The organism is Ralstonia sp. NFACC01 (genome assembly GCF_900115545.1).
GTDB lineage: Bacteria > Pseudomonadota > Gammaproteobacteria > Burkholderiales > Burkholderiaceae > Ralstonia > Ralstonia mojiangensis.
This window is the reverse complement of sequence record NZ_FOWV01000001.1, coordinates 640810-666408: the sequence shown is the minus strand read 5'-3', so window position 1 is coordinate 666408 and position 25599 is coordinate 640810. Positions and strand designations below refer to the sequence as shown.

21 protein-coding genes and 1 tRNA gene are annotated in these 25599 nt (G+C 63.7%); 11 read left to right on the top strand and 11 right to left on the bottom strand.

The features are described from left to right. Positions 1-44 precede the first annotated feature (44 nt). From BM136_RS03225 to BM136_RS03215, 3 genes are all read left to right on the top strand, one after another. Complete coding sequence (locus BM136_RS03225; RefSeq protein WP_092970206.1) at positions 45-1364, top strand: MFS transporter; 1320 nt, start codon at positions 45-47, stop codon at positions 1362-1364. Positions 1365-1505: 141 nt separating this feature from the next. Further along, positions 1506-1946: a VOC family protein gene (locus tag BM136_RS03220; protein ID WP_092970204.1), complete on the top strand. Its 441-nt coding sequence runs from the start codon at positions 1506-1508 to the stop codon at positions 1944-1946. A gap of 72 nt (positions 1947-2018) precedes the next feature. Continuing rightward, positions 2019-2207 (top strand): CsbD family protein, encoded by a 189-nt coding sequence (locus BM136_RS03215; RefSeq protein WP_027681365.1) that lies wholly within the window; start codon positions 2019-2021, stop codon positions 2205-2207. Between the two features lie 235 nt (positions 2208-2442). Here BM136_RS03215 and BM136_RS03210 read toward each other — a convergent pair. The 3 genes from BM136_RS03210 to BM136_RS03200 form a co-directional block, all read right to left on the bottom strand. After that, positions 2443-2529: transfer RNA gene (locus BM136_RS03210), tRNA-Leu, on the bottom strand. A gap of 149 nt (positions 2530-2678) precedes the next feature. Further along, positions 2679-5798, bottom strand: coding sequence for an efflux RND transporter permease subunit (locus BM136_RS03205; RefSeq protein WP_092970202.1), 3120 nt, complete (start codon positions 5796-5798; stop codon positions 2679-2681). Positions 5799-5840: 42 nt separating this feature from the next. After that, on the bottom strand, positions 5841-7049 hold the full coding sequence (locus tag BM136_RS03200) for an efflux RND transporter periplasmic adaptor subunit (RefSeq protein WP_092970200.1): 1209 nt from the start codon (positions 7047-7049) through the stop codon (positions 5841-5843). Positions 7050-7234: 185 nt separating this feature from the next. Here BM136_RS03200 and hpnD point away from each other — a divergent pair, with 185 nt between their 5' ends. Continuing rightward, positions 7235-8068, top strand: coding sequence for a presqualene diphosphate synthase HpnD (gene hpnD, locus BM136_RS03195; protein WP_092970733.1), 834 nt, complete (start codon positions 7235-7237; stop codon positions 8066-8068). Here hpnD and BM136_RS03190 read toward each other — a convergent pair whose 3' ends face one another. The 3 genes from BM136_RS03190 to BM136_RS03180 form a co-directional block, all read right to left on the bottom strand. Next, positions 8069-9253: a DUF1501 domain-containing protein gene (locus BM136_RS03190; protein WP_092970198.1), complete on the bottom strand. Its 1185-nt coding sequence runs from the start codon at positions 9251-9253 to the stop codon at positions 8069-8071. It lies immediately after the preceding gene. Between the two features lie 25 nt (positions 9254-9278). Further along, a complete protein-coding gene (locus tag BM136_RS03185; protein ID WP_092970196.1) occupies positions 9279-10904 on the bottom strand; it encodes a DUF1800 domain-containing protein in 1626 nt (541 codons plus the stop codon). 69 nt (positions 10905-10973) lie between these two features. Next, complete coding sequence (locus BM136_RS03180) at positions 10974-11420, bottom strand: hypothetical protein (RefSeq protein ID WP_092970194.1); 447 nt, start codon at positions 11418-11420, stop codon at positions 10974-10976. A gap of 190 nt (positions 11421-11610) precedes the next feature. Between BM136_RS03180 and ompR the strand changes: the two genes are divergently transcribed. From ompR to BM136_RS03160, 4 genes are all read left to right on the top strand, one after another. Then, a complete protein-coding gene (ompR, locus tag BM136_RS03175) occupies positions 11611-12333 on the top strand; it encodes an osmolarity response regulator transcription factor OmpR (protein WP_004627064.1) in 723 nt (240 codons plus the stop codon). A gap of 33 nt (positions 12334-12366) precedes the next feature. Beyond that, positions 12367-13728, top strand: a complete 1362-nt coding sequence (locus BM136_RS03170; RefSeq protein WP_092970192.1) for an ATP-binding protein — start codon at positions 12367-12369, stop codon at positions 13726-13728. A 294-nt stretch (positions 13729-14022) separates the two neighbouring features. Further along, positions 14023-14571: a peroxiredoxin gene (locus BM136_RS03165; protein ID WP_092970190.1), complete on the top strand. Its 549-nt coding sequence runs from the start codon at positions 14023-14025 to the stop codon at positions 14569-14571. Between the two features lie 81 nt (positions 14572-14652). Beyond that, on the top strand, positions 14653-15174 hold the full coding sequence (locus BM136_RS03160) for a carboxymuconolactone decarboxylase family protein (protein ID WP_092970188.1): 522 nt from the start codon (positions 14653-14655) through the stop codon (positions 15172-15174). A gap of 81 nt (positions 15175-15255) precedes the next feature. On the opposite strand, the gene ispF is transcribed toward BM136_RS03160, so the two are convergent. Further along, positions 15256-15762, bottom strand: coding sequence for a 2-C-methyl-D-erythritol 2,4-cyclodiphosphate synthase (ispF, locus tag BM136_RS03155; RefSeq protein WP_045202941.1), 507 nt, complete (start codon positions 15760-15762; stop codon positions 15256-15258). Further along, positions 15759-16517, bottom strand: coding sequence for a 2-C-methyl-D-erythritol 4-phosphate cytidylyltransferase (ispD, locus tag BM136_RS03150; protein WP_092970186.1), 759 nt, complete (start codon positions 16515-16517; stop codon positions 15759-15761). Before ispD ends, ispF begins: the two co-directional genes overlap by 4 nt. A 172-nt stretch (positions 16518-16689) precedes the next feature. On the opposite strand from ispD, the gene mfd reads away from it, so the two are divergent. The 3 genes from mfd to serB all read left to right on the top strand — a co-directional run bounded on the left by mfd (position 16690) and on the right by serB (position 22321). After that, on the top strand, positions 16690-20121 hold the full coding sequence (gene mfd, locus BM136_RS03145) for a transcription-repair coupling factor (RefSeq protein WP_092970184.1): 3432 nt from the start codon (positions 16690-16692) through the stop codon (positions 20119-20121). Positions 20122-20158: 37 nt separating this feature from the next. After that, positions 20159-21352, top strand: coding sequence for an acetylornithine deacetylase (argE, locus tag BM136_RS03140; RefSeq protein ID WP_092970731.1), 1194 nt, complete (start codon positions 20159-20161; stop codon positions 21350-21352). A 111-nt stretch (positions 21353-21463) separates the two neighbouring features. Next, a complete protein-coding gene (gene serB, locus BM136_RS03135) occupies positions 21464-22321 on the top strand; it encodes a phosphoserine phosphatase SerB (protein ID WP_092970182.1) in 858 nt (285 codons plus the stop codon). A 33-nt stretch (positions 22322-22354) separates the two neighbouring features. Here the strand turns inward: serB and BM136_RS03130 are convergent, their stop codons facing one another. The 3 genes from BM136_RS03130 to bktB are packed head-to-tail and all read right to left on the bottom strand — an operon-like array spanning position 22355 to position 25513. Next, positions 22355-23569 (bottom strand): cystathionine beta-lyase, encoded by a 1215-nt coding sequence (locus BM136_RS03130; protein ID WP_092970180.1) that lies wholly within the window; start codon positions 23567-23569, stop codon positions 22355-22357. Between the two features lie 41 nt (positions 23570-23610). Continuing rightward, the gene (locus BM136_RS03125; protein WP_092970178.1) at positions 23611-24354 is read right to left on the bottom strand and encodes a hypothetical protein; all 744 of its coding nucleotides are present in this window, start codon (positions 24352-24354) and stop codon (positions 23611-23613) included. Continuing rightward, positions 24329-25513 carry a beta-ketothiolase BktB gene (gene bktB, locus BM136_RS03120; RefSeq protein ID WP_092970176.1) on the bottom strand — a complete coding sequence of 395 codons (1185 nt, stop codon included), beginning with the start codon at positions 25511-25513 and terminating at the stop codon, positions 24329-24331. Before bktB ends, BM136_RS03125 begins: the two co-directional genes overlap by 26 nt. Positions 25514-25599 lie beyond the last annotated feature (86 nt).

Sequence of the window (25599 nt, the reverse complement as noted above, 5' to 3'; positions counted from 1 at the left end):
CGTACGACACCCCCCTCCCCCGAAATCTCGATGGAGACTCCACGATGGCAAGTCTGACCCACCAGCATCGCGCGTCGCCCACTGCACCTCCGGCACCAGGTCACCATGACGTTGCACCGGCAGAGATCGCCATAGGCGTCGTGATCGGGCGAGCGTCGGAGTACTTCGACTTTTTCGTCTATGGCATTGCCTCGGTGCTGGTTTTCCCTACCGTGTACTTTCCGTTTGCGAGTGAACTGGCTGGGCTGTTGTTCAGCTTCACGGTGTTCTCGTTCGCCTTTATCGGCCGCCCATTCGGCACGGCGCTATTCATGCGCATCCAGCGCCGATGGGGGCGCAGCACCAAGCTGACGGCATCGCTGTTCCTGCTTGGCACGGCCACGGTGGGCATTGCGTTCTTGCCGTCGTATGCGTCGATCGGCCATTCGGCAATCTATCTGCTGGCACTGTTCCGCTTCATGCAGGGCATCGCCTTTGGCGGTTCGTGGGACGGCCTGCCATCGCTGCTTGCACTGAACGCACCGGAGAACAAGCGCGGCTGGTACGCCATGGTTGGGCAACTGGGTGCCCCCACCGGCTTCATCATTGCAGGCGCGCTGTTCCTGTTCCTCTACACCAGCCTGAACTTTCAGGAATTTATCGAGTGGGGCTGGCGCTATCCCTTCTACGTCGCCTTCGCCATCAACGTGGTGGCGCTGTTTGCGCGGCTGCGGTTGGTGGTCACGCACGAATACACGCAACTGCTTGAGGAAGAAGATCTGGAACCCATCAGCACTCTGCAGATGGTGAACGCCCAGGGTTTCAATATCTTCCTGGGCGCCTTTGCTGCATTGGCAAGCTACGCGCTATTCCACCTGGTCACCGTGTTTCCGCTGTCATGGGTGTCGCTGCGCAAGACACAGACGGTGCCTGCCGTGCTGACCGTCCAGATCATCGGCGCAGCGATTGCGTTTGTGGGTACGCTGGTCTCCGGCCTGATCGCAGACCGTTTCGGCCGACGCACCACCTTGGCGGCCATGGCCGTGCTGATCGGCATCTTCAGCCTGGCCGCGCCGTGGCTGCTCGATGGCGGTGTTGCTGGGCAGGACATTTTCATTCTGGTCGGCTTTGGTCTGCTGGGGCTGTCGTACGGACAGGCGGCCGGCGTGGTGACGTCCAACTTCGAAAGTCGATTCCGCTACACCGGTGCTGCGCTGACGACCGATTTTGGATGGCTGTTCGGTGCGGCATTCGCGCCGCTCGTGGCGCTAGGTTTGTCGTCGCTGTTCGGGCTCGGTGCGGTGAGCCTGTATCTGCTCTCAGGCGTGGTTGGGACGTTGGTGGCGCTGAGGATCAATAAGGCGCTCGGAACGCCGGATGCGTAGTGCCGTTGTCTGGACAAATCTCAGAATGAGGTGAGCGGCGCGGCGGGGGCTCGAATCCTCCATGGTTTGGCTTGCCCATGCGCCAAGAACTGAAACACTGGCAAAGTGCTGGCAAGTCAGACTTGCGGCCGAGGAACCCGCATGACCGTGACGCGTATGGACAACGTCGGTATTGTCGTTGCCGACATCGATGCCGCCATAGAATTCTTCGCCGAACTCGGCCTCGAACTTGAGGGACGCGCCCCGATCGAGGGCGACTGGGCAGATGGCGTCACGGGATTGCCCGGCATGCGCGTTGAGATCGCCATGATGCGCACGCCGGACGGTCATAGCCGCGTGGAGATTTCTCGCTTTCTGAACCCGCCCGTGGTCGCCGATCATCGCGTCGCGCCTGTCAACGCACTCGGTTATCTGCGGATCATGTTCACCGTCGACGACATCGACGGTACGCTCGCCCGGCTCGAGAAACGCGGCGCCACCATTGTCGGGGACGTCGTCCAATATGGCGACGTCTATCGGTTGTGCTACATCAGGGGACCAGAGGGAATACTTCTCGGGCTCGCCGAGCAACTGGGCACGTAACGCCTGGCCGCCGGGCACGCCAGCTGCTACCAATCCGCAGTGCGCAAGGGCGCATTTTCAAAGGAGCGGATCATGAACAAGGACCAAGTGAAAGGTACTGTCGAGAAAATGAAGGGCAAGGTCAACGAGGCCGTGGGTAAAGCGACGAACAATCCTGCGCGGGAATTGAAGGGCGACCTTCAGCAGGCTGGCGGCCAAGCGCGCAAGGATGCGGGAGACGTCAAGGAAGCAGCGAAGGATATTGCGAAGAAGTCCCGCTAACTGGCGTGCGCGTGGGCGCGGGACGCTGGCGCTGATGCGCATGACCAAGAAAAAAGGGCGACGAGTTGGTCGCCCTTTTTTCTTGGCTCGCAGGGGGCCGGATATGCTGCCCTCGCACGCGCAACGGCTCAAGGTCGCCCCCAAAGATGGGGGCAAATCGAGTGTAAATCTGGCAAGAGAACGGTTAGATTTTTAATGACCTAAAAATCTAAATCGTTGATCTTCAAAGGAGTTTTGGTGCGAGGGAGGGGACTCGAACCCCTACACCATTGCTGGCGTCAGGACCTAAACCTGGTGCGTCTACCAATTTCGCCACCCTCGCCGGATGGATCGCGGCGCCCCTAGCTAGGGCGCCGGAAAGGAAGCCCGCGATTATATCGCAGTCGGCCGGGGGTTTCCATCCCCCACCCCGCATGGCGTGGTAGAGGGGTTGGAGTCCCCTCCCTCGCACCTGCTCCAAGAACGCAAACGTCAGGCTGCGGGCGCCGCCGCCTGCGCCTCGGGCCGCTTGACGCGGAACCACGCCGCATACAGCGCCGGCAGGAACAGCAGCGTCAACACCGTGGCGATGATCAGGCCACCCATGATGGCGGCCGCCATCGGCCCCCAGAACACGCTGCGCGACAGCGGAATCATTGCCAGCACCGCCGCCGCAGCGGTCAGGATGATGGGCCGGAAGCGCCGCACGGCCGCCTCGACAATGGCATTCCACGTCGGCACGCCGGCCGCCACGTCCTGCTCGATCTGGTCCACCAGAATGACCGAGTTGCGAATGATCATCCCGATCAGCGCGGTAATGCCGAGTTGCGCAACAAAGCCCATCGGCGCACGCAGCAGCAGCAACGTGGCTGCCGCGCCAATCAGCCCCAGCGGCCCGGTCAGGAACACCATCACCGAGCGCGAGAAGCTGTGCAGCTGCAGCATCAACAGCGTGAAGATGATGAAGATGCACAGCGGCATCTGCGCAGCGATGGACGCACCCGCGTTGGCACTCTCCTCTTCCGCGCCGGCAATCTTGATCTGATAGTCCGGCGGCAAGTCGGCGCGAATCTTGTCGAGCAGCGGGTTGATCTGCGCTGTCACGGTCGGGCCTTGCACGCCGTCCACCACGTCGGATTGCACGGTGATGCCGTAGTCGCGGTTCTCACGCCAGATCACGCCGGGCTCCCACGCGAAGCCAACTCGCGCCACTTGCGTCAGGGGCACCGTACGGCCACTGCTGGTCGGGACTTGCACGCGCTGCAGTGCGTCGAGCGTGTTGCGCTCGTCCTCCTGCGGACGCATCACGATGTCGAGCAGCTTGTCGCCGTCGCGGTACTGGGCGATGGGCGCACCGGACATCACCGTCTGCGTGACCTGCGAGATGGACCCCGTCGACACACCCAGCGCGCGCGCCTTGTCCTGGTCGATGTCCAGGCGCAGCACCTTGACGTTTTCGTTCCAGTTGTCGTTCACGCCCACCGTATTTGGGTTGGCGCTCATGATGGCCTTGACCTGATCGGCAATCTTGCGCACGCCGCCAATGTCCGGGCCCATCACGCGGAACTGCACCGGATACGGCACCGGCGGCCCATTCGGCAGCAGCTTCACGCGGCCACGCAGATGGGGGAATTGCGACTTGAGCAACCCGATGACGTGTTGCCGCACGCCCTCGCGCGCCTCCAGCGAAGTGGGCATCACGATGGCCTGCGCCACGTTGGTCTGCGGAAGAATCTGGTCCAGCGGCAGATAGAACCGCGGCGCGCCGGAGCCGATGAACAGCGTCACGCTGTCAACGTTCTGCTCCTTGCGCATCAGCGCCTCAAAGCGTTTCGCTTCGGCTTCGGTCTGGTTGAAGCTGGAGCCCTCCGGCAACCACAGCTCCACCATCAGCTCGGGGCGGCTGGAATCGGGGAAGAACTGCTTCTCGACATACTTGAAGCCGAACACGCCAAGACCGAATGCCACCAGCGTGATCACGATCACCGTCTTGCGATACTCCACGCACCAGTTCACCCAGCCGCGGAAGCGGTTGTAGAACGGCGTGTCGAACAGCTCGTGATGGCCACCGCCTTCCACATGCGATTTGGTCCGCAGCAGCAGGAAGCCGAGATACGGCACAAACACCACTGCGGCAAACCACGAGAGCACCAGCGCCAATGCCGTCACGGCAAAGATGCCGAACGTGTATTCACCCACCGTCGAACGCGCGAGTCCCACCGGAAGGAACCCCGTGGCGGTGATCAGCGTGCCGGTCAGCATCGGCATGGCGGTCGAGGTGTACGCGAAGGTGGCCGCCTCCATCTTGGAGAAGCCCTCTTCCAGCTTGCGCACCATCATTTCCACCGCGATGATCGCGTCGTCCACCAGCAGACCCAGGGCGATGATCAGCGCACCGAGCGAAATCTTGTGCAGCCCGATGTCGAAGATGTTCATGAACAGGAACGTCACCGCCAGCACCAGCGGGATCGTCAGGCCCACCACCAGGCCCGGCCACACGTCAATGCGCAGCTTCGGCTTGGTGTGCAGACCCAGCGAGAGGAAACTCACGCCCAGCACGATCACCACGGCCTCGATCAGCACATGCACGAACTCGCCCACCGAACTCTGCACCGATTTCGGCTGGTTCTGCACCTGCTGCATCTCGATGCCCATCGGCAGCTTCGCGCGGATCTTGTCAACCGTCGCGCGCAAGTCCTTGCCAAGCTGAATGATGTCGCCGCCCTTGGTCATCGAGATGCCCAGGCCGATCACCTCCTTGCCGTTGAATCGCATCTTGGCGTGCGGCGGGTCGACGTAGCCGTGCTTGACCGTGGCGATGTCGCCCAGGCGGATGTTTGTCGTGCCGCCAGGGCCGCGCAGCGTCAGGTTCTCCAGATCGCGGATGTCCGAGAACTGGCCCGACAGGCGGATCTGCACGTTGTCGGTCGGCGTGACCAGCACGCCGCTGGGGCCGATGTTGTTCTGCTGGCTGATCTGCGTGGCGATGCTGTTGATGTCCATCCCCATCTGCGCCAGCTTGGCCTGCTGGAACTCGATGTAGATCTTTTCGTCCTGGTCGCCCAGCAATTCGACCTTGGCGACATTGGGCACGCGCAGCAATTGCTGGCGAATCGCATCGGCGTAGTCGTTGAGCTGCCGGTATGTAAAGCCATCGGCGGACAGCGCATAGATCGAGCCATACACGTCGCCGAAATCATCATTGAAGTACGGCCCGCGCACGCCTTGCGGCAACGTGGGCGCGATATCGCCCACTTTCTTGCGCACGGTGTACCAAAGCTGCTGCGTTTCCTTGGCAGGCGACGTGTCGGCCAGTTGGAAGGTCACGAGCGTTTCGCCTGGCTTGGAGTAGCTGCGGATCTTCCAGGCGTACGGCACTTCCTGCAGCGCCTTCTCGATCTTGTCGGTCACCTGGCGCGACATCTGCTCGGCCGTGGCGCCGGGCCAGAAAGCCTGCACGACCATCGCGCGGAAGGTGAAAGGCGGATCTTCATCCTGCCCCAGTTTGGAATACGCAAAGATGCCGCCGAGCAACAGCGCCACCAGCAAGAAGCGCGTGAGCGGTTGATGTTCAAGCGCCCAGCGTGACAGGTTGAAACGGGAATGTTCCATACGCGCGAAGGTTGGCGTGTTGGGGCGGGAGCCGGATGCGGCTTACCGGCGCGGCGTGATGGCGGACTGCGCCGACGGCTGATCGGCCGGCGCCATCGGCATCACCTTCTGGCCGGCCTTGAGCAGGTGCACGCCAGCGGTCACGATGGTCTGGCCGGGCTGGAGCCCACTCGTCACCAGCAGCACGTTGTCGCGCGGCGCGCCCACCGTCACCGGCACGGGCTTTACCGTTTGCGATGCGGCGTCGTACAGCCACACCACGTTCTTGCCTTGATCCTGCAACAGCGCGCTGATCGGCACGCGTACGCCCATGCCGCCGCTGTCTGCGCCACCGCCGGGCCGCACAAACGTGGCCACTGCCGTCATGCCGAGTCTCAGTTCAGGCGGCGGATTCGGTACCGAAATCTTCACGGTGTACGTGCGCGTGAGCGGGTCGGCCGCCGGTGCAATCTCGCGCACCTTGGCCGGAATGCTGCGCGACTGGTCGGCCCACAACTTGACGCTTACCTCGGGCGATTTGCGCAGCGTATCGACCTGGTCCTCAGGAATGCCGACCACGACTTCCTTCTCGGCCGTCTGAGCCACGCGCACGACCGGCTGACCGGCCGACACCACCTGCCCGACTTCGGCATCGACGCCCGTCACCACGCCATCGGCGTCGGCTTCAAGCGTGGCATATCCGGCTTGGTTCACCTGGTTGCGATAGCCGGCCCCGGCTTGCTCGTAGCGAGCCTGGGCGGCGTCATAGTTGGCTTGATGGCGCTGCTGTTCGGCCGCGCTGATGAAGCCCTTGGCGAACAGCTCGGAATAGCGTTTGAGATCCGCCGCAGCCAGATCGCGGTCGGTCTTGGCGGCGGACAACTGCGCCTGCGAAGATTGCTGGGCGAGGGCCAGATCAGTCGGGTCGAGCCGCGCGAGCACCTGGCCTTTCTTGACGGTGGCGCCCACATCCACCAGGCGGGCGACGATTTTGCCCGGCACGCGGAAGCCCAGGCGCGATTCAATGCGTGGGCGCACGTCGCCTGAGAACTCCGCCGTGCCGGCGCCCTGCTCGCTGGTGACCGTCATGGTGCGCACAGGGCGCACTTCGGGCACCTTGGGCGCCTCCTTGCTGCAGCCGGCCAGCAGTGCCGCGCCAATCAACAAGGCGGCCGATGTCAACATCGGCAATGAACGCGTGCGCGGCCGAGACCGCGTGTCGGAGAAACCGGTGGAGTCGGAATGCGGGTACGGCAAACGCAACGCTGGCATGACACGCTCTCAGTAAATAACTGACCGGTCAGTAATATACCCACGGCAATGCGCAGGGTCAACGACACGGCCGCGTCTGATTGACTTTTCTTGGCACCTGCTCAAGCAAGGCTTTGCGGCATGCTGCGCTGCAACGCGCTGTAGAATGGCCGCCCTGCTTCAAATCTCAACACGACGGCCCTTCCGTGACCCCCGACGACTACTGCGCCGACAAGGCCGCACCGCCCGGCAGCGACGTGTACTACAGCGTATTGTTTCTGGCGCCCGAACGCCGCCGCGCGACCATCGCCCTGGAAGCCGTGCGCCGCGAGCTGGAAGACGCCGTGCGCGATGCGAGCGATCCGGCGGTCGTGCAATCAAAGCTGCAGTGGTGGCGGCAAGAGCTGGCGCGGCTGTTTGACGGCCGCCCCGAGCACCCGGCGGCCAAGGCATTGCTGCCGCATCTGGCCCGCTACGATATCGGCGCCGTGCATCTGGGCGAATTGCTGGCCGGCGTCGAGGCCGATGCCATGCAGAACCGCTATCTGGATTGGCCCAATCTGCGCCGCCACGGCGATCAGGTGGCTGGCGTGGCAGGTCGGCTGACGGCTCGCATTGCCGGACAGGCGCATGCGCGCACGCTTGAATTCGCGCGGCTGATGGCGCTGACCGAACAGCTTGTCCACTTCATCCGGAACCTGGGCGAAGACGTGCGGCACAACCGCATCTACATCCCCGTGGATGAGCTGCAGCGCTTCAACGTCCCGGCCGCCGATCTGTTCAACCGCCGATATGCAGAAGGCTTCAAGCCGTTGATGACCTTTCAGGCCGAGCGCGCCCGGGCAACGTACAAGGAAGCGCTCGCCGCGCTGCCAGCCGAAGATCGCCGCGCCCAGCGCTCGGCGCTGATTCGCGGCGTGCTCGCCATGCGCCTGCTTGACGAAGTGGAAGCGGACGGCTTCCGGGTGCTCACGCAGCGCACGGACCTGACGCCGCTGCGCAAGCTGTGGCTGGCCTGGAAGACGCAGATCCGCGGTTGATCAGGCTTTGATGAGATCCAGCGGCGCAAACCGTCCCGCCAGCACCGGCTGCGAATCCATCCCCCACCAGCGCTCCAGCACCGTGGCATAAAGCGAGCGGAAATCGACCGACGGGTCGAGATTGCCGCCGCCGTCCAGGCGTTCCAGCACCGGCCCCTGCCCTGCCAGCCCGCCCTTGACGCGGCCGCCGGCCACGAAATGCGCGGCGGCCGTGCCGTGATCCGTACCGTTGTTCAGGTTTTCGCGCGGGCGGCGGCCAAACTCGGAATACGTGACGATCAGCGTGTCATTCCAGCGGCCCAGCTCCGTCAATGCGCTCTTGAGCGAAGCGACGCCTTCGCCCAACTGCCGCAGCAGGTTCGCCTGCGTGCCCTGCTGGTTGGTATGGGTATCAAAACTGCCGAGCGACAGGCACACCACGGCAACATCCGCACCGCCATGGCCCGGCGCTGCCACCACCTGCATCGCCGCCTTGATCGAGTTGCCGAACCCGCCGTCGGGAAAGTGCGTCTGGAAAGCAAACTTGCCGGACTTTGGACGCAGACCGTCGGCGGCTTTGACAATGTCTGCCTCGACTTTCAGCACGTGTGCGAGCGTCGCATTGCCCATCGCGTGCGAAGGCATCGCCAGCTTGGCTTCATTGAGGAACGCATCGGGATTTGCCAGCGCCACGGCACGTGCGCCGCCGTCGAGGGGGCCAAGATCAGCGCTGCCGATGATTACGCCATCGGCACCGAACGATGGCGGCACGGGCTTCGCGGCAAATGCACGCGTCAGCCAGCCTTCGCGCAGGTATTGGTCGGAGCGCGAGGCCGTATCCCAGATCTCGATCGAGCGAAAGTGCGAGAGATTCGGCTGCGGATACGACAACCCCTGCACGACCGACAATTCACCCGCCTGCCACAGCGGCATCATTGCCTGCAAAGACGGATGCAGCCCGTAGCGGTCATCCAGTTGCAGCACCTGCTCCCGCTTGACGGCGATGCGCGGCCGCAGCGCGTAGTACTGCGCGCTTGTGTACGGCACCACGGTGTTCAGCCCGTCGTTGCCGCCCTTGAGTTCGATGAGGATGAGCAGGTTGCCATAGCCCTTGCGCTTGTCCTGCCCTTGCGCAAAGACAATCCCCGGTACTGCGCCACCCATGCCGAGCATGGCGCCTGCCTTCAGAAAATCGCGACGTTCCATGATGTGTGCTCCTGCGGCGGTGGCGTTACTTCAACTGGTAAGCCGGGTCCATCATCAGCGTGCGCAGGTACGCCGTACCGGCCAGCTTGACGGGAATCGGCGCGGTCGGCTCGATCGGCAACACCGCACGCTGGATGGAGATGCGCGGTGCAAGTTGCGGCGGGTCATCTCCATCCGCGCCAAACTGCGCAAGCCACTTGGCTGAGTTGAACGACACCATCGTCTGCGACTGCGCCAGCTTGAAGCGACCTTCCTGCCCCATGCCCTTGAGCGCCTGGCCCAGGCCCTGCACGGTGCCGCCCTGCTTCAGGTCTTCGCGCATGGCGGCCACCATCATGCCTGGCTTCTGCTGTTGCGCCTGTTGCTTGGCCGGGGGCGCCTTCATCTCGGTCGAGCGGAACAGTTGATCAAGAAACTGCTTGCGCCCCAGCAGCGTGGTCGAGTTGATCCAAGCATCGCCGCCGGGCCAGCCCTTCACGTTGGGCGGGGCCAGCAGGTTCTGCCCCAACTGCGCAGACTTGATGGCAAACGGCGTCGGGTCGGTGTACTGCACATTGAACTGCTTCAGCGTGCCGACAATCATCTCCACCGGCGACTTCACCAGCGTCGCGTGCGATTGCGGCGCCCAGAACGCCGGCGTCAGGAACAGCCCGCGCAATGCCACTTTGATGTCGTAGCCGCTTGCCCGGAAGGCATCGGCCACGCGCTGCGCCTGTGCCGCATCAACGTCCGGCGAAACGAACTCATGCCAGAGCTTGGTGACGATGAAGTTGGCCGTCTCGGGGCGCGACAGGAGGATGTCGAGCATCTGGTCACCGTCGTAATCGCCGCTCTGGCCGAACACCGTCTTCACGCCCGTGTCATGAATCTGCGGCCGCCAGATGTAGGCGAAATCGTGCTCGCGGTCGATGCTCCAGCCCGTATAGGTGCGCGCGGCTTCCTTGATGTCCTGCTCGGTGTAATGGCCCTCGCCGAGCGTGAACAGCTCCATCACCTCACGAGCGAAGTTCTCGTTCGGCTTGCCCTTGCGGCTTTCGGCGCCATCCAGGTAAATCAACATCGCCGGGTCTTTACCGATGGCGTGCAGCATCGTGCCGAAGTTGCCCACCGCGTTCTGCCGCAGCAGCACGTTCTGCCGGTACATCAACTGCGCAAACGGCACCTTTTGTGAACTGGAAACGAAATGGTTGTGCCAGAACAGCGTCATGCGCTCGGTCAGCGGTGACGGCGTCTTGATCATCTCGCCCATCCACCACGCGCGCAGCTCCAGCTCGTGCGCAGCGTTCTTTTGGCGTGCCGCCTTGCGGGCGTCTTCGTCCGGCAGCTTGTTGTACGGGATGATCGGCTCGTTCACCCACGCTGGGGGCGCTTGCGTGGCAACGGTGCCCGTCTGGGCAAGGACGCGGTCGACGGCTTCGCGGTGCGTGAGTCCGGCATAGGCGTCGAGTTCGCTTTCGGAAGGCGCAAAGCCAACGCGGGTGAGGAAATAGCGCGCATCGTCTCGGTCTAGGCGCTGCTCGTCGGCGGCGGGCGCCTTGGCTTGCGCGCTGTGGCGATGTGGCTTGTTCTGCGTTGCCGCATACGCGGGCTGCAGTGAAAGCGCGCCGGCTGCGGCCAGCGCCAAGAAGATCGTGGTGCTACAGATTCGCATGTCGGTCCCCCGAAACGACCCTACTGCTTTGCCGGGGCAGCGATTCGTGCGCCTTTCCTCGGCCCCTACCTAGCCGCCACGGTGGTAGATATCCCGCGTGACGTCATAGATGTTCTGACGCAATTGCTTGCGCTCCTCGGGAGACAGCTTGCGTTGCCCAGACCCACGATCAGCATTCTCACCACGGCGGTTTTCCATCGCGGCGGCACGGCGGCTGCGTTCATCGCCGCCATGCCCGCGCGCCGGACCCTGCCCCCCCTTTTTTTCCTGTGCGCCGGCCTGCATCGCATGCCCGCCGCCGAAAAAGCCGCCGAATCCGCCAAAGCCACCGCGATCACCGCGCGCGTGCGCCTGCGAGCCGGCCGCACAGAGGGCAAGAACACAGGTCAACAGCGCCGCGCGCCGCCGAAACATCACTGAGCGATTCGAAAAAGGGAGTTGAGAAGCCACGTCTTTGTTGCTGGAAACCGATGCGCCATGCATCATTGCGCGACAATCGATAACAGGCAACCGCATTGCACGCCAGTCCCCTCCGCAGGGGGAAACAGACCCCAAACCGTTGCGAGGAACTGCCAAGGCAGTGTAGCTGCGCGTCCTACAGACTGTTCGCGTGACTCGGTAAATAATGTAACCGTCTGTTTCAATTGGGCTTTTACTGCCTCCTGTTGTCGATTGGGCCCATGTTTTTGTCGTTACCATAAGCGCCATGGAAAATTCCGGTCAAAAGATTCTCGTCGTCGACGACGACCCTCGCCTACGCGACCTGCTGCGCCGTTACCTGGGGGAACAGGGCTTCACGGTGCTGGTGGCAGAAAATGCCACGGCCATGAACAAACTCTGGCTGCGTGAGCGCTTCGATCTGCTCGTGCTCGACCTGATGATGCCGGGTGAAGACGGCTTGTCGATCTGCCGTCGCCTGCGCGGCGCAAACGATCAGACGCCGATCATCATGCTCACCGCCAAGGGCGAAGACGTCGACCGCATTGTCGGCCTCGAAATGGGCGCGGACGATTATCTGCCCAAGCCCTTCAACCCCCGCGAGCTGATCGCCCGCATCCACGCCGTGCTGCGCCGCCGCGGTCCGGCTGAAATCCCGGGTGCGCCGTCGGAGACGCCTGAAACCTTCGCCTTTGGCGATTTCGTCCTTAACCTGGCCACGCGCACGCTCAAGAAAAACGACGAAGAGATCACCCTCACGACGGGTGAATTCTCCGTGCTGAAGGTGTTCGCACGCCATCCGCGCCAACCCCTATCGCGCGAAAAACTGATGGAAATGGCGCGCGGCCGCGAATACGAAGTGTTCGACCGCAGCCTTGACGTGCAGATTTCGCGCCTGCGCAAGCTAATCGAACCGGACGCCAGCAACCCCCGCTTCATCCAGACCGTGTGGGGCCTGGGCTACGTGTTCATTCCCGACGGCGCCAAGTAAGCACCCGAGCAACCTTTCTTTTCCGCATCCGACTTGCGCATCCCGCGTCCGGCCGCGTTGCGGCGTCTGCTGATCAGTGTGTTTGGTTCGCTGTTCTGGCGAACCTTCATGCTGATCGCATTGCTCATCGCGATCTCTCTGGGCGTGTGGTTCCAGAGCTTCCGTATTTTCGAGCGCGAACCGCGCGCGCAGCAGATCGCCATGCAGGTGGTCAGCGTGGTCAAGCTCACGCGGGCGGCGCTGCTGTATTCCGATCCGTCGCGACGCCGCTTCCTGCTACTCGATCTCGTGCAGAACGAGGGCATCAAGGTCTACCCGCGCGAGAAGGAAGACGAATACCGCGAGCCTCACACCAATCCGTATCTGACACAGCTCGTCCAGCAGGAAATCCGCAACCGGCTCGGCGCAGATGCGGTAATCGCCACGGCCGTCAATGACATCCCGGGCGTGTGGGTGAGCTTCCAGATCGAGGGCGACGACTACTGGGTTGCCATCAGCCCGGACCGTTTTGAGCACGTGCCTGGGTTGCAATGGCTGTGGTGGTCGATGGCGGCGCTGGTGCTGTCGGTGCTTGGCGCAGCGTTCATTACGTCACGCGTGAACCAGCCGCTCAAGCGCCTGGCCGATACGGCGCGCGCCATCAGCGCGGGGGATGATCCGAAGGCGCTGCCCGAAGGCGGCGGCACCGAAGTGGCGCAGGCGAATCACAGCTTCAACCAGATGGTGCGCGACCTCAAGCAGCTTGAGGCCGATCGCGCCGTCATGCTGGCCGGCATCTCGCATGACCTGCGCACGCCGCTTACGCGCCTGCGCCTGGAAACGGAGATGAGCCCCGTCGACGAGCAAACGCGCGAACTGATGGTGGCCGACATCGAGCAGATGGACGCGATCATCGGCCAGTTCCTGGACTACGCGCGCCCGAGCGGCGAGATGCTCGAAGACGTGGACCTGACCGAACTCGTGCGCGACACGGCGCCCGTCTACTCCGCACACGACGATATCGACCTGACGCTCAAGCTCGCGCCCGAGGCCATCGCCCGCTGCAACCGCATGGAAACGCAGCGCATTCTCGACAACCTGATCGAAAACGCACGACGCTACGGCAAGACCCCCGGCACGAATCGCGCCGAGATTACCGTCAGCACCTTCCTGCAAGGCAACGAGGTTGTATTGTGCGTGGCTGATCGCGGTGCGGGTGTGCCGACGGATCAGCTTGCGTTGCTCACCCGGCCGTTCTACCGCCTCGAATCGGCACGCAGCGAAGCCAAGGGCGCCGGGCTGGGCATGTCGATCGTCAATCGCATCTTGCAGCGCAGCGGCGGTCGCCTCGTGCTTGAGAACCGCACGCCGCCCGAAACGGGGCTGCTCGTGAGCGCCTGCTACTCGCGCGCCTGATCCGGCACACCGCCTGGCTGGCGCGTCCCGGCACATCCGGGCACACCCCCTGCTTCCCACCGCTGTCATGCGTCGCCGATCAGGTGCGGCGGCAGGCAGCGCTATGGCTGGCGTTGAGAATATCAATTGGCCGGTTTTGAAATCATCGCCAATACTCCAGCCGCCAGGCTGCACGCCTGCGCGTTCTTCGTCTCCGTCCGAACGCCTCAGCCGGACCGGACGGCCGGTGAGCGTGTGTTTGCAAATCCCCGTTTGGGTTCTGCACCCATTGCCACACAACTCCAGGAGAAGCTCATGAAGACCATTGGTGACAAGCTCGAACCGTTCAAGGTCGTCGGCGTCAAGCCCGGGTTCAACAATCACGAGGAGAACGGCCAGTCGGCGTTCGAAGACATCACCGAGACCTCGTTCCCAGGCAAATGGAAAGTCATCTTCTTCTATCCGAAGGACTTCACCTTTGTCTGCCCGACCGAAATCGTTGCCTTCGCCAAACTGAACGATGACTTTGCCGACCGCGACACCGTCGTGCTCGGCGGCTCGACCGACAATGAATTCGTCAAGCTCGCATGGCGCCGCGAGCACAAAGACTTGAACAAGCTGAATCAGTGGTCGTTTGCGGATTCGACAGGCGCCCTGGTCGACCAGCTTGGCGTACGCGAGCACGAGGCCGGCGTGGCGTTGCGCGCCACCTTCATCGTCGACCCGGACAACGTGATCCAGCATGTGTCGGTCAACAACCTGAACGTGGGCCGCAATCCGGACGAAGTGCTACGCATTCTCGACGGCCTGCAAACGGATGAGCTGTGCCCGTGCAATCGCGCGGTTGGCGGCTCGACGCTGTAACGGCCGCGCAGCGCCCTACTCAGCCGAAGCCCGCCCTTGCTGCGGGCTTTCCTTTTCGGTGCTCGCTGACGGGAGGCATTCATGGAATTTTTGCAGACGCTCAAGAGCCGGATTCCGGACTACGCCAAAGACATCCGCCTGAACCTGGACGGCACGATCGCGCGCTCCTCGCTGGAGGGCAATGACGCGGTGGGCGTCGCGTTGGCTGCAGCTTTTGCCACGAAGAGCAAAGTGCTGACCGATGCCATCCGCAATGCCGGGGTGCTCTCACCCGAAGAGGTGAACGGCGCGCTGACCGCTGCCGCGCTCATGGGCATGAACAACGTCTGGTATCCGTACGTCGAGATGGCCGACGACTCCGACCTCGCGCAGCAGAAAGCGGAGTTGCGCATGAACGCCTACGCCAACAACGGCGGCGTCGACAAGCGCAGGTTCGAGATGTACGCCCTGGCCGCGTCCATCATCGGCAAATGCCATTTCTGCATCAAATCGCACTACGACTTGCTGAAGAATCACCAGGGCATGAGCGCGCAGCAATTGCGCGATGTCGGCCGCATTGCGGCTGTCATCAACGCGGCGGCGCAGGTCATCGCCGCCGAGTAACGCGCCGATTGCACAAACGAAAAACGGCAGCCCGGTTCGCTCCGGTGCTGCCGTTTGCCTGGGCGCGATGGCAACGCGAAGTCAGTCCTGATCGGCGGCTTCTGCGCGATAGATCAACACCACCGCCTGCGCGACGATGCCTTCCTCCTTGCCTTCAAAGCCAAGCTTTTCGTTGGTCTTGGCCTTGACGTTGCACCGCTCGGGCGCAATGCCCAAGTCCTCAGCGAGGTTGGCGACCATGCCAGGCACATGTGGCGCGAGTTTCGGCTTCTGCGCGATGACGGTCGCGTCGACATTGCCGACCGCATAGCCGGCCTTGTGCACGCGGCGCACGGCTTCGCGCAGCAGCACGCGGCTGTCGGCGCCGGCAAACGCCGGGTCCGTGTCGGGAAAATGCCGGCCGATATCGCCCAGGCCGGCGGCGCCGAACAGCGCGTCGGTAATCGCATGCAGCAGCGCGTCGGCATCGGAGTGGCCGAGCAGGCCGCGGGTGTGCGGAATCTCCACGCCGCCCAGGATGAGCTTGCGGCCCTCCACCAGCGCGTGCACGTCGTAACCCTGGCCAATGCGGATGTCCATCCAGTTCATGCTTGCGATGCCTCGTCGGGTTGTGCGCTCTGCGCGAGGATGGCCTCGGCGAGCGCGAAATCGTCGGGATACGTCACTTTGAAGTTGCGCAGCGCGCCCGGAACAAGCAGCGGCGGATGGCCGGCGGCTTCAATCGCGCTGGCTTCGTCGGTGACGATGCGATGTTGCAACAGCGCTTCCCGCAAGGCGCGCTCCAGCAGACCAAGCGGAAACATCTGCGGCGTCTGCGCTTGCCACAGTCCATCGCGCGGCACGGTCGCGCCGATGTGCTGTGCTGCATCAGCACGTTTGAGCGTGTCAGCCACGGGCAGTGCAAGGATGCCCCCCGCAGCTTGCGTGCCTTCGGCCTCTACAGCCGCAACCAAACGTGCGATCAGGGCGGGCGTCAAACCGGGGCGCGCCGCGTCGTGAACGAGCACCCAATCGTCATCGCGTGCACCCAGACCTCGCAACGCCGCCAACCCGTGGGCGACGGATGCGTGGCGCGAATCGCCACCGCAATCGACCTCCACCAGCTCGGGCGCGTCAAAACCACCGTCGGGAAATCGCTGCGCCAGCGGTTGTGCGCCGGGCGTTGTCACCACAAGCACGGTGTCGATTTCGGGGCTGGCCAGGAACGCCTGCGCCGTGTGCCACAGCATCGGCCGCCCGGCGATCACCTGATATTGCTTGGGCAGGTCACCGCCGGCACGCGAGCCGGTGCCAGCCGAGGGAATCAGCGCAAAACGGCGTCGGCCAGGGAGGGAGATCGACATGACAGGCGGGAAAGTGAACGTGGGCGCAGCATTTGCGTGGGTTTTGGCCTCGCCAAGCGCGCGATTGCCGCGGATTTTATAATAGCGGTCTGCGTCACGACACCCCGCCTGCACATGCCGGCGGGGTGTCGTGCTTTGTCTTGCAGTCGTGCCCCACAAAACCTGACACCTCATGTCCGATTTTTCGCTCTCCGCCCTGCCCGCCGTCAAACCGGGCTCGCGCTTCGTCTTCAGCGGCCTGCAGGGCGCGGCCGACGCCCTGCTGCTTGCGCGCTACCTGGAGCAGCATCGCGCCGCCGTGCCGATGCTGGCGGTGGTCTGCGCCAATGCCGTCGATGCCCAGCGCCTGGCGGAAGAGCTGCGCTGGTTTGCCCCGCAGGCGCGCGTGAAGCTGCTACCGGACTGGGAAACGCTGCCGTACGACAATTTCTCGCCGCACCAGGATTTGATCTCCGAGCGGCTTGCGACGCTGCATGACCTGCAGAACGGTGCGTGCGACATCCTGCTGGTGCCGGCCTCCACGGCCCTGCAACGCGTAGCGCCCCCGTCATTCCTGGCCGCCTACACGTTCTTCTTCAAGAAGGGCGAAAAGCTGGACGAGGCCGCGCTGAAAGCGCAATTCACGCTGGCCGGCTATGAGCACGTCAGCGCGGTGATGCGCCCAGGCGAATACTCCGTGCGCGGCGGTCTGATCGACTTGTTCCCGATGGGCTCGCCACTGCCATATCGGCTCGACCTGTTTGGCGACGAAATCGAGACCATCCGTTCGTTCGACCCGGATACGCAGCGCAGTCTCTACCCGGTGAACGAAGTCCGCCTGCTGCCGGGCCGCGAATTTCCGATGGACGAGGCCTCGCGCACCGCCTTCCGTGGACGCTGGCGCGAGGTGTTCGAGGGTGACCCGACGCGCTCGCCCATCTACAAAGACATCGGCAACGGCGTGCCCAGCGCCGGCATCGAGTATTACCTGCCGCTGTTCTTTGAAGAGACCGCGACGCTGTTCGACTACCTGCCCGGCGCCACGCACCTTGCCTTCGTGGGCGACATCGAAGGCGCGGTGCGCCGCTTCTGGGCCGACACCACGCAGCGCTACAACTTCATGCGCCACGATCGTGAACGGCCGCTGCTGCAGCCGTCAGCGCTGTATCTGGACGAAGAAGCGTTCTTCGTCGCGGCCAAGCCGCACGCGCGTCTGGTGTTGCGCGCGGAGCCCGGCGATGCACCGCTTTCGCTGCCGTTGCCGAACGTTGCCGTCAACCGCCGCGCGGAAGACCCGCTGGTCAATCTCGAATCGTTCCTGATGCGCAGCAATTGCCGCGTGATGATCTGCGCCGAATCCGCAGGCCGTCGCGAGACGCTTGCGCAAATGCTTGCCGCCAGCGGTCTGCATCCCGAAGGCGTCGCGGACTTCGCCGACCTGATGAGCGGCGATGCCAAGTTCGTGCTGGGCGTGGCACCGCTGTACCAGGGTTTCATCCTCGGCGACGAACGCATCGCGCTGATCACCGAGACCGAGCTGTACGCCCAGACCGTGCGTCGCACTGGTCGCCGCAAGCAGGAACAGGCCACCGCCGTCGATTCGATGGTGCGCGATCTGGCCGAGCTGAAGATCGGCGACCCCGTGGTGCACAGCGAACACGGCATCGGGCGCTACCAGGGGCTGGTCTCCATCGACATGGGCAACGGCGAGGAAGAATTCCTGCACCTCGACTACGACAAGGGCAGCAAGCTTTACGTGCCGGTGCATCAACTGCACGTGATTTCGCGGTATTCGGGCGCCGATCCGGAAACCGCGCCGCTGCATTCTCTAGGCTCCGGTCAATGGGAAAAGGCCAAGCGCAAGGCGGCGCAGCAGATTCGCGATACGGCAGCCGAACTGCTGAATCTCTACGCGCGACGCGCGTTGCGCCAGGGCTTCGCCTTCCCGCTCACGCCCGAGGATTACGCCACCTTTGCCGAGAGCTTCGGCTTTGACGAAACACCCGACCAGGCCGCCGCCATCGCTGCCGTAATCGCTGACATGACGTCGGGCAAGCCAATGGACCGCCTCGTCTGCGGCGACGTTGGCTTCGGCAAGACGGAAGTCGCGCTGCGTGCCGCGTTTGTTGCGGTGATGGGCGGCAAGCAGGTTGCCATCCTGGCGCCGACCACGCTGCTGGCCGAACAGCATTACCAGACGCTGGTCGACCGCTTTGCCGACTGGCCAGTGCGCATAGCCGAGATCTCGCGTTTCAAGAACAAGAAAGAGATCGACACCGCGATCGAAGCCATCAACGCCGGCACCATCGACATCGTGATCGGCACGCACAAGCTGCTCTCGCCGGATGTGAAGTTCGACCGGCTGGGACTCGTCATCATCGACGAAGAGCATCGCTTTGGCGTGCGCCAGAAGGAAGCGCTCAAAACGCTGCGCGCCGAGGTGGATGTGCTCACGCTCACCGCCACACCGATCCCGCGCACGCTGGGCATGGCGCTGGAAGGCCTGCGCGATTTCTCGGTGATCGCCACGGCGCCGCAAAAGCGTCTGGCCATCAAGACGTTCCTGCGCCGCGAGGAAGACGGCGTGCTGCGCGAGGCCATCCTGCGCGAGTTGAAACGTGGCGGGCAGGTCTATTTCCTGCACAACGAAGTCGAGACTATCGAGAACAAGCGCGCCAAACTTGAAGAGCTGATTCCGGAAGCGCGCGTGGTGGTCGCTCACGGCCAGATGCACGAGCGAGAACTGGAGCGCGTGATGCGCGATTTCGTGGCCCAGCGCGCCAACATCCTGCTGTGCACGACGATCATCGAGACCGGCATTGACGTGCCGACCGCCAACACGATCCTGATCCACCGCGCCGACAAGTTTGGCCTGGCGCAGTTGCACCAGTTGCGTGGCCGCGTCGGGCGCTCGCACCACCAGGCGTATGCGTATCTGCTGGTGCATGACGTAGACGGTCTGACCAAGCAGGCACAACGCCGCCTTGAAGCCATTCAGCAGATGGAAGAGCTCGGCGCAGGCTTCTACTTGGCGATGCATGATCTGGAAATCCGTGGCGCCGGCGAAGTTCTGGGCGACAAGCAATCGGGCGAGATTTCCGAGATCGGCTTCCAGCTCTACACCGACATGCTCAACCAGGCGGTGAAGTCGCTCAAAGCCGGCAAGGAACCCGATCTGATGGCGCCGCTTGCGGCGACCACCGAGATCAACCTCGGTACGCCGGCCCTGCTGCCGCAAGACTATTGCGGCGATGTGCAGGAACGCCTGTCGCTGTACAAACGCCTGGCCAACTGCGAAAGCAGCGAGACGATCGACAACATCCAGGAGGAACTGATCGATCGTTTCGGCAAGCTGCCGCCGCAGGCGCAATCGCTCATCGAAACGCACCGGCTGCGCATTGCCGCCGCGCCGCTGGGCATCCGCAAGATCGACACGGGCGCGAATGCCGTCACGCTGCAGTTCATACCGAACCCGCCTGTCGACGCCATCAAGATCATCGATCTCGTGCAGAAGAACCGGCAGATCAAGCTGGCAGGGCAGGATCGCCTGCGCATCGAAAACATTCCCGCCGAATTCGCCGCGCTGACGCAGACCATTCGCCATGCCATGCGGCAATTGGCGTGATCCGGTAGCATCCGCCGATCAGAACAAGGAAACCATCATGAGCACCGCCCCCACACCGTTCTCTACCCTCGACTGGACGAACAAGCTCGTCAGCTTCGACACCACGAGCCGCGGCTCGAACCTGGCGCTGATCGAAACCGTGCGCGACTACCTGCGCGGCGTCGGAGTCGAATCGCATCTGTCGCATAACGACGATGGCAACAAGGCCAATCTGTTCGCCACGATTCCGGCCGCGGACGGCAGCATGCAAGGCGGCATTGTGCTGTCGGGCCATACCGATGTGGTACCCGTGGACGGCCAGAAATGGGACAGCAACCCGTTTGCGCCGGAAGTGCGCGACGGCAAGCTCTACGGGCGCGGCGCATGCGACATGAAAGGGTTCATCGCCGCGTCGCTGGCGCTGGTTCCATCGTTGCTGCAGGCCAGGCTGCGCGAGCCAGTGCATCTTGCACTGTCATACGACGAGGAAGTCGGCTGCGTGGGTGCCCCGCGCATGATCGAAGACCTGATCGCCCGCGGTATCAAGCCCGCCGGCTGCATCGTCGGCGAGCCCACCTCCATGCGCCCGATCGTCGCCCACAAGGGCATCAACGCCTACCGCTGCCGCGTGCACGGCCGCGCCGCGCATTCGTCGCTCACGCCGCAGGGTGTGAACGCCATCGAATACGCCGCGCGCATTATCTGTTTCGTGCGTGACCTGGCCGATGAATTCCGCGCCAAAGGCCCGTTCGATGACGCGTTTGACGTGCCTTTCACCACGGCATCGACGGGTCTCATCAACGGCGGGATTGCGCTGAACACGATTCCCGCGCTGTGCGAGCTGGTATTCGAATTCCGCAACCTGCCGGGCGTGGATGCGCCGGCCATCCGCGCGCGCGTCGAGCGCTATGTGCGTGAAACCATCGAGCCCGCCATGCAGCGCGAGCACCCGGATGCCCGCATCGAACTCGACGAGATTGCAGCCGCGCCGTCGCTGGACGCCTCGGAGCAAGCCGCCATCACGCAGCTTGTGCGTGTACTGACCGAAGACAACGACAAGCGCAAGGTCGCCTATGGCACCGAAGCCGGCCTCTTCCAGCGCGCCGGCATTCCGGCCGTGCTGTGCGGTCCGGGCAACATCGAGCAGGCGCACAAGGCCAACGAATACGTCGAACTGGCCCAGCTCGACGCCTGCGACCGCTTCCTCGCCAAGGTGGCGCGCAGCCTCATGGCCGAGACCGCGTCCGCCTAACGCTTACAGAGCAACGCCTCACCTTTTGGTGGGGCGCATGCCGCCCGGGGCGTTCGCTACAATAACGGGCTTCCCCGGCGCCGAACCGCCGCATCCCGCTCCTGTCACTCCATGCCCGTCATTCTGCAAAGCCTGTCGCCGCTGTCGACCGGCGACATTGAATCCATCCGCAGCCTGTTCGGCAGCGCCACCTATGAGATGCGCGCGCCCAACGTCGCGGCCATCGAATGGGTGCACGAACTGCCCAGCGAATTGCGCGTCCAGCTTGATGCCATCTGCGCCAACCTGAAGCTGGACTACGCTTGGATTCCCGACGAATGGACGTTCGGCGATTTCCGTGTGCTCGCGATGGACATGGATTCGACGCTCATCACCATCGAGTGCATCGACGAAATCGCAGATTTCTGCGGGCTCAAACCGCAAGTCGCCGCCATCACCGAAGCGTCGATGCGCGGCGAAATCAAGGATTTCAACGAGAGCCTGACGCGCCGCGTCGAACTGCTCAAGGGCCTGGATGCAAGCGTGCTGGAGCGGGTCTACGCCGAGCGCCTGCAGCTCTCCCTTGGCGCGGAAAAGATGCTCAAGGCCGTGCAGGCGCTGGGCATCCGCACGCTGCTGGTGTCGGGCGGCTTCGAATTCTTCACTTCACGCCTGCAGGAGCGTCTGAGCCTGGACCGCACGCGCGCCAACACGCTGGAAATCGTGGACGGCAAGCTGACCGGCCGCGTGCTCGGCGAAATCGTCAATGCAGATGTGAAGGCGCAGACGCTCAAGGCGTTCTGCCAGGATCTGGGCGTGTCGCCGCACAACGCCATCGCCATGGGCGACGGCTCGAACGATCTGAAGATGATGGGCGTGGCCGGTCTGTCGGTCGCGTTCCGCGCCAAGCCCATCGTGCAGGCGCAGGCCGACGTGGCGTTCAACGTGGTTGGCCTGGATGGGCTGTTGAATCTGTTCCCGCAGCAGTAAGCCGCTACGGGAATTCCCACCTGCGGGAACGCGTTATTCCGCCCGCAGGTGCGTCTCCATCGCCTGCTTCAAATCCGCAATCAGATCTCGCGGATCTTCCAGCCCGATATACAGCCGCACGAAACCGCCCGCGTTCTCCCAATCGGCTGGCGGCCAGGCAGTCGCCGTGCGCATCGACGGGATGTTGTATGGCAGCGCCAGACTGTGCGCCCCGCCCCACGAAAAGCCGATCGCAAAGTAGCGCAGGCCTTCGATAAAGGCATCGATCTGCGCCTGCGAATAGCGTTCATGCAGCACGATCGAGAACAATCCGCTCGCGCCGGTAAAGTCGCGTTTCCAGTTTTCATGGCCCGGACAATCGGGCAGCGCCGGGTGCAGTACGCGCACGACTTCGGGTCGGTCCGCCAGCCATTCGGCCACTTCGCGGGCATGCGCGTCATGGGCGGCCAGGCGCGTCAGCAGGCTCGGCAGACCACGCAGCACGAAATAGCAATCGTCTGCCGAAACGCCCCAGCCCATGCGCATTCGCGTGGCAAGCAGCTTGTGGTGCAGCGCTTCGTCGTTCGTGATAGCGGCACCCATCAGCACATCGCTGCCGCCTGATTGGTACTTGGTCAGCGCCTGCACGGAGATGTCGATGCCGTGCTCGAACGGCTGGTAGTACACGCCGCCGCTCCAGGTGTTGTCGATGGCGGTGATGGCGCCGGCCTTGCGCGCCACCTCGGCGATGGCCGTGCAGTCGGGCACTTCCATCGTTACGGATCCGGGCGCTTCGAGCCACACGAGCTTGGTGTTGTGGCGCATCAGGTCGGCAATGCCGGCGCCGATCATCGGGTCGTAATAGCGCACGGTGATGCCAAACTGGCGTGCCATCCATTCGCCGTGGTCACGGTTGGGGCCGTAGGCGTTGTCCGGAATCAGCACATCGTCGCCGGATTTGATGAGCGAGAAGTACACCAGCGAAATCGCTGCTAGCCCCGAAGGCAGCAGCAAGGTATGCGAACCGCCTTCGATCTGCGCCAGGGCCTGGCACAGCGTGTCGGAAGTGGGCGTCGCATGCAGCCCATAGCGCCAGTGCACCACGCTGCCGCTACCGAAGGCACGCATGTCGGCAAGATTCTTGAACACCACTGTCGACGCACGATGCGTGGCATGCGAGAACGCCGTGAAACCCGGCGGAATATGCAGGTCCGGATGCACGGCCTGGGTCGCGGGAAACATTGGCGGGAGCTTGGTGTCGTCGGTCACGTGGTTTCCTGTTGGATGGCGTATGAGCGGCTTCGGGCGGCTTACCAATGCGCGCTTGATCGTGTTGGATTGCCGGCTGGCGGTGCGATCTGACCCGGCCCGGCCGGAACCAGCGGCGTCATTGGCGTGGCTGGCGTCGCCGCATTGCTGTTGGCTGCGGCATCGTACGGCGGAATCACGACCACCGCGACGGGCCGCAGCACAAACGGCAGCGTACGGCCGTCGTGCGCGACGTCCGTCCACGTGCCGCGCACGACGCCGTGACCGTCGATGGCGCCCTCCCATGCGCCGGTGACGTGCGTACCGTCATCGGATTCCTCCATGAGAAAGCCGCCGTTTTCATATTCGCCGGTCACCAGGCGCACGCCCGCCGCATTGCCCGGGACGTATTCGCCGTGGACGCTGTCGATCTCACCGGACTTGCGGCCAAGACGCATGCGGATCGGCATGTCGCCGATCACGCCGGTATAGACGGGATATTTTGCGTAGTCGGGCTGGGGTTGCAGCACACGGAGCGGTGGGGTCTGCGCCGAGAACCCGTTGTCTCCCTTCCTGGCCTGAGCGCGGCGCTGGTCGCCATCGGCAATGGCGCGGTTCAGGCCCAGGTCACCTGGCTGCACGTTGGTGCTGCCGGTCGATACGTCGTAGCCGTTGTTGGCGGCCGGCGTCTGCGCGGACACCGGCGCCACGCCTGCAGCCAGCACCAGCGCAAGCAGCGCGCCGGTGGGCCAAATCAGGCGTTCAATCGAAAAAATGGGTTCAGATGCGCTCGAACACCGCCGCAATGCCTTGTCCTCCACCAATACACATGGTCACCAGCGCGTAGCGACCACCGATGCGCTGCAGCTCGTGCAGCGCCTTGACCGTGATAAGCGCACCCGTTGCGCCGATCGGGTGGCCGAGCGAAATGCCCGAACCGTTCGGGTTGACCTTGGCCGGGTCCAGGCCGAGTTCCTTCGTCACCGCGCAGGCTTGGGCGGCAAATGCCTCGTTGGCTTCGATCACATCCAGATCCTTGACCGACAGGCCTGCGCGCTCCAGCGCCTTGCGCGTGGCCGGCACCGGGCCGATACCCATGATCTTCGGATCCACGCCAGCGTGGCCGTACGACACCAGCCGCGCCAACGGCTTGAGCCCGCGCTTCTCTGCCTCCGAGCGCTCCATCAGCACCAGCGCGGCAGCCGCGTCATTCAGGCCCGAAGCGTTGCCTGCCGTGACCGTGCCGTTCTCTTTCGTGAAGACCGGCTTGAGCTTGGTCATATCGTCGATGGTCGCGTCGTGGCGGACGTGCTCATCGGTATCGAACTGGATATCGCCCTTGCGCGACTTGATCGTCACCGGAACGATTTGGTCTTTGAAGTAGCCGGCCTGGATGGCGCGCGATGCACGCTGGTGCGATTCCAGCGCCGTCTGGTCTTGCTGCTCGCGGCTGATGCCGAATTCGCGGGCGACGTTCTCCGCCGTCACCCCCATGTGGATCGCGTGGAACGGGTCGTGCAACGCGCCCAGCATCATGTCGACCATCTTGGCGTCGCCCATGCGCGAACCCCAGCGGGCGGCGGGCGCAAGGTACGGCGCACGACTCATGCTTTCCGCACCGCCGGCAATGGCAACGTCGGCGTCGCCCAGCAGAACGGTTTGCGCGGCGCTCACCACAGCCTGCAAGCCCGAGCCGCACAGGCGGTTCACGTTGAATGCAGGCGTTTCGGCCGACACACCACCGTTCACGGCGGCCACGCGCGAGAGATACATGTCGCGCGGCTCGGTGTTGATCACGTGGCCAAACACCACGTGGCCGACCTCCTCACCCTTCACGCCTGCGCGGGCCAGCGCCTCGCGCACGACGAGGGCGCCCAGTTCGCACGGCGCCACATCCTTCAGGCTGCCGCCAAACGTCCCGATTGCGGTACGAACGCCACTCACCACCACCACTTCACGTGCCATTGCTGTCTCCTGAGCCATCGAAATTGGATGGCGGCCAGTATAAACGCACGACCGTTCGCAAAATTTAGGTACGACTACCTAAGTGG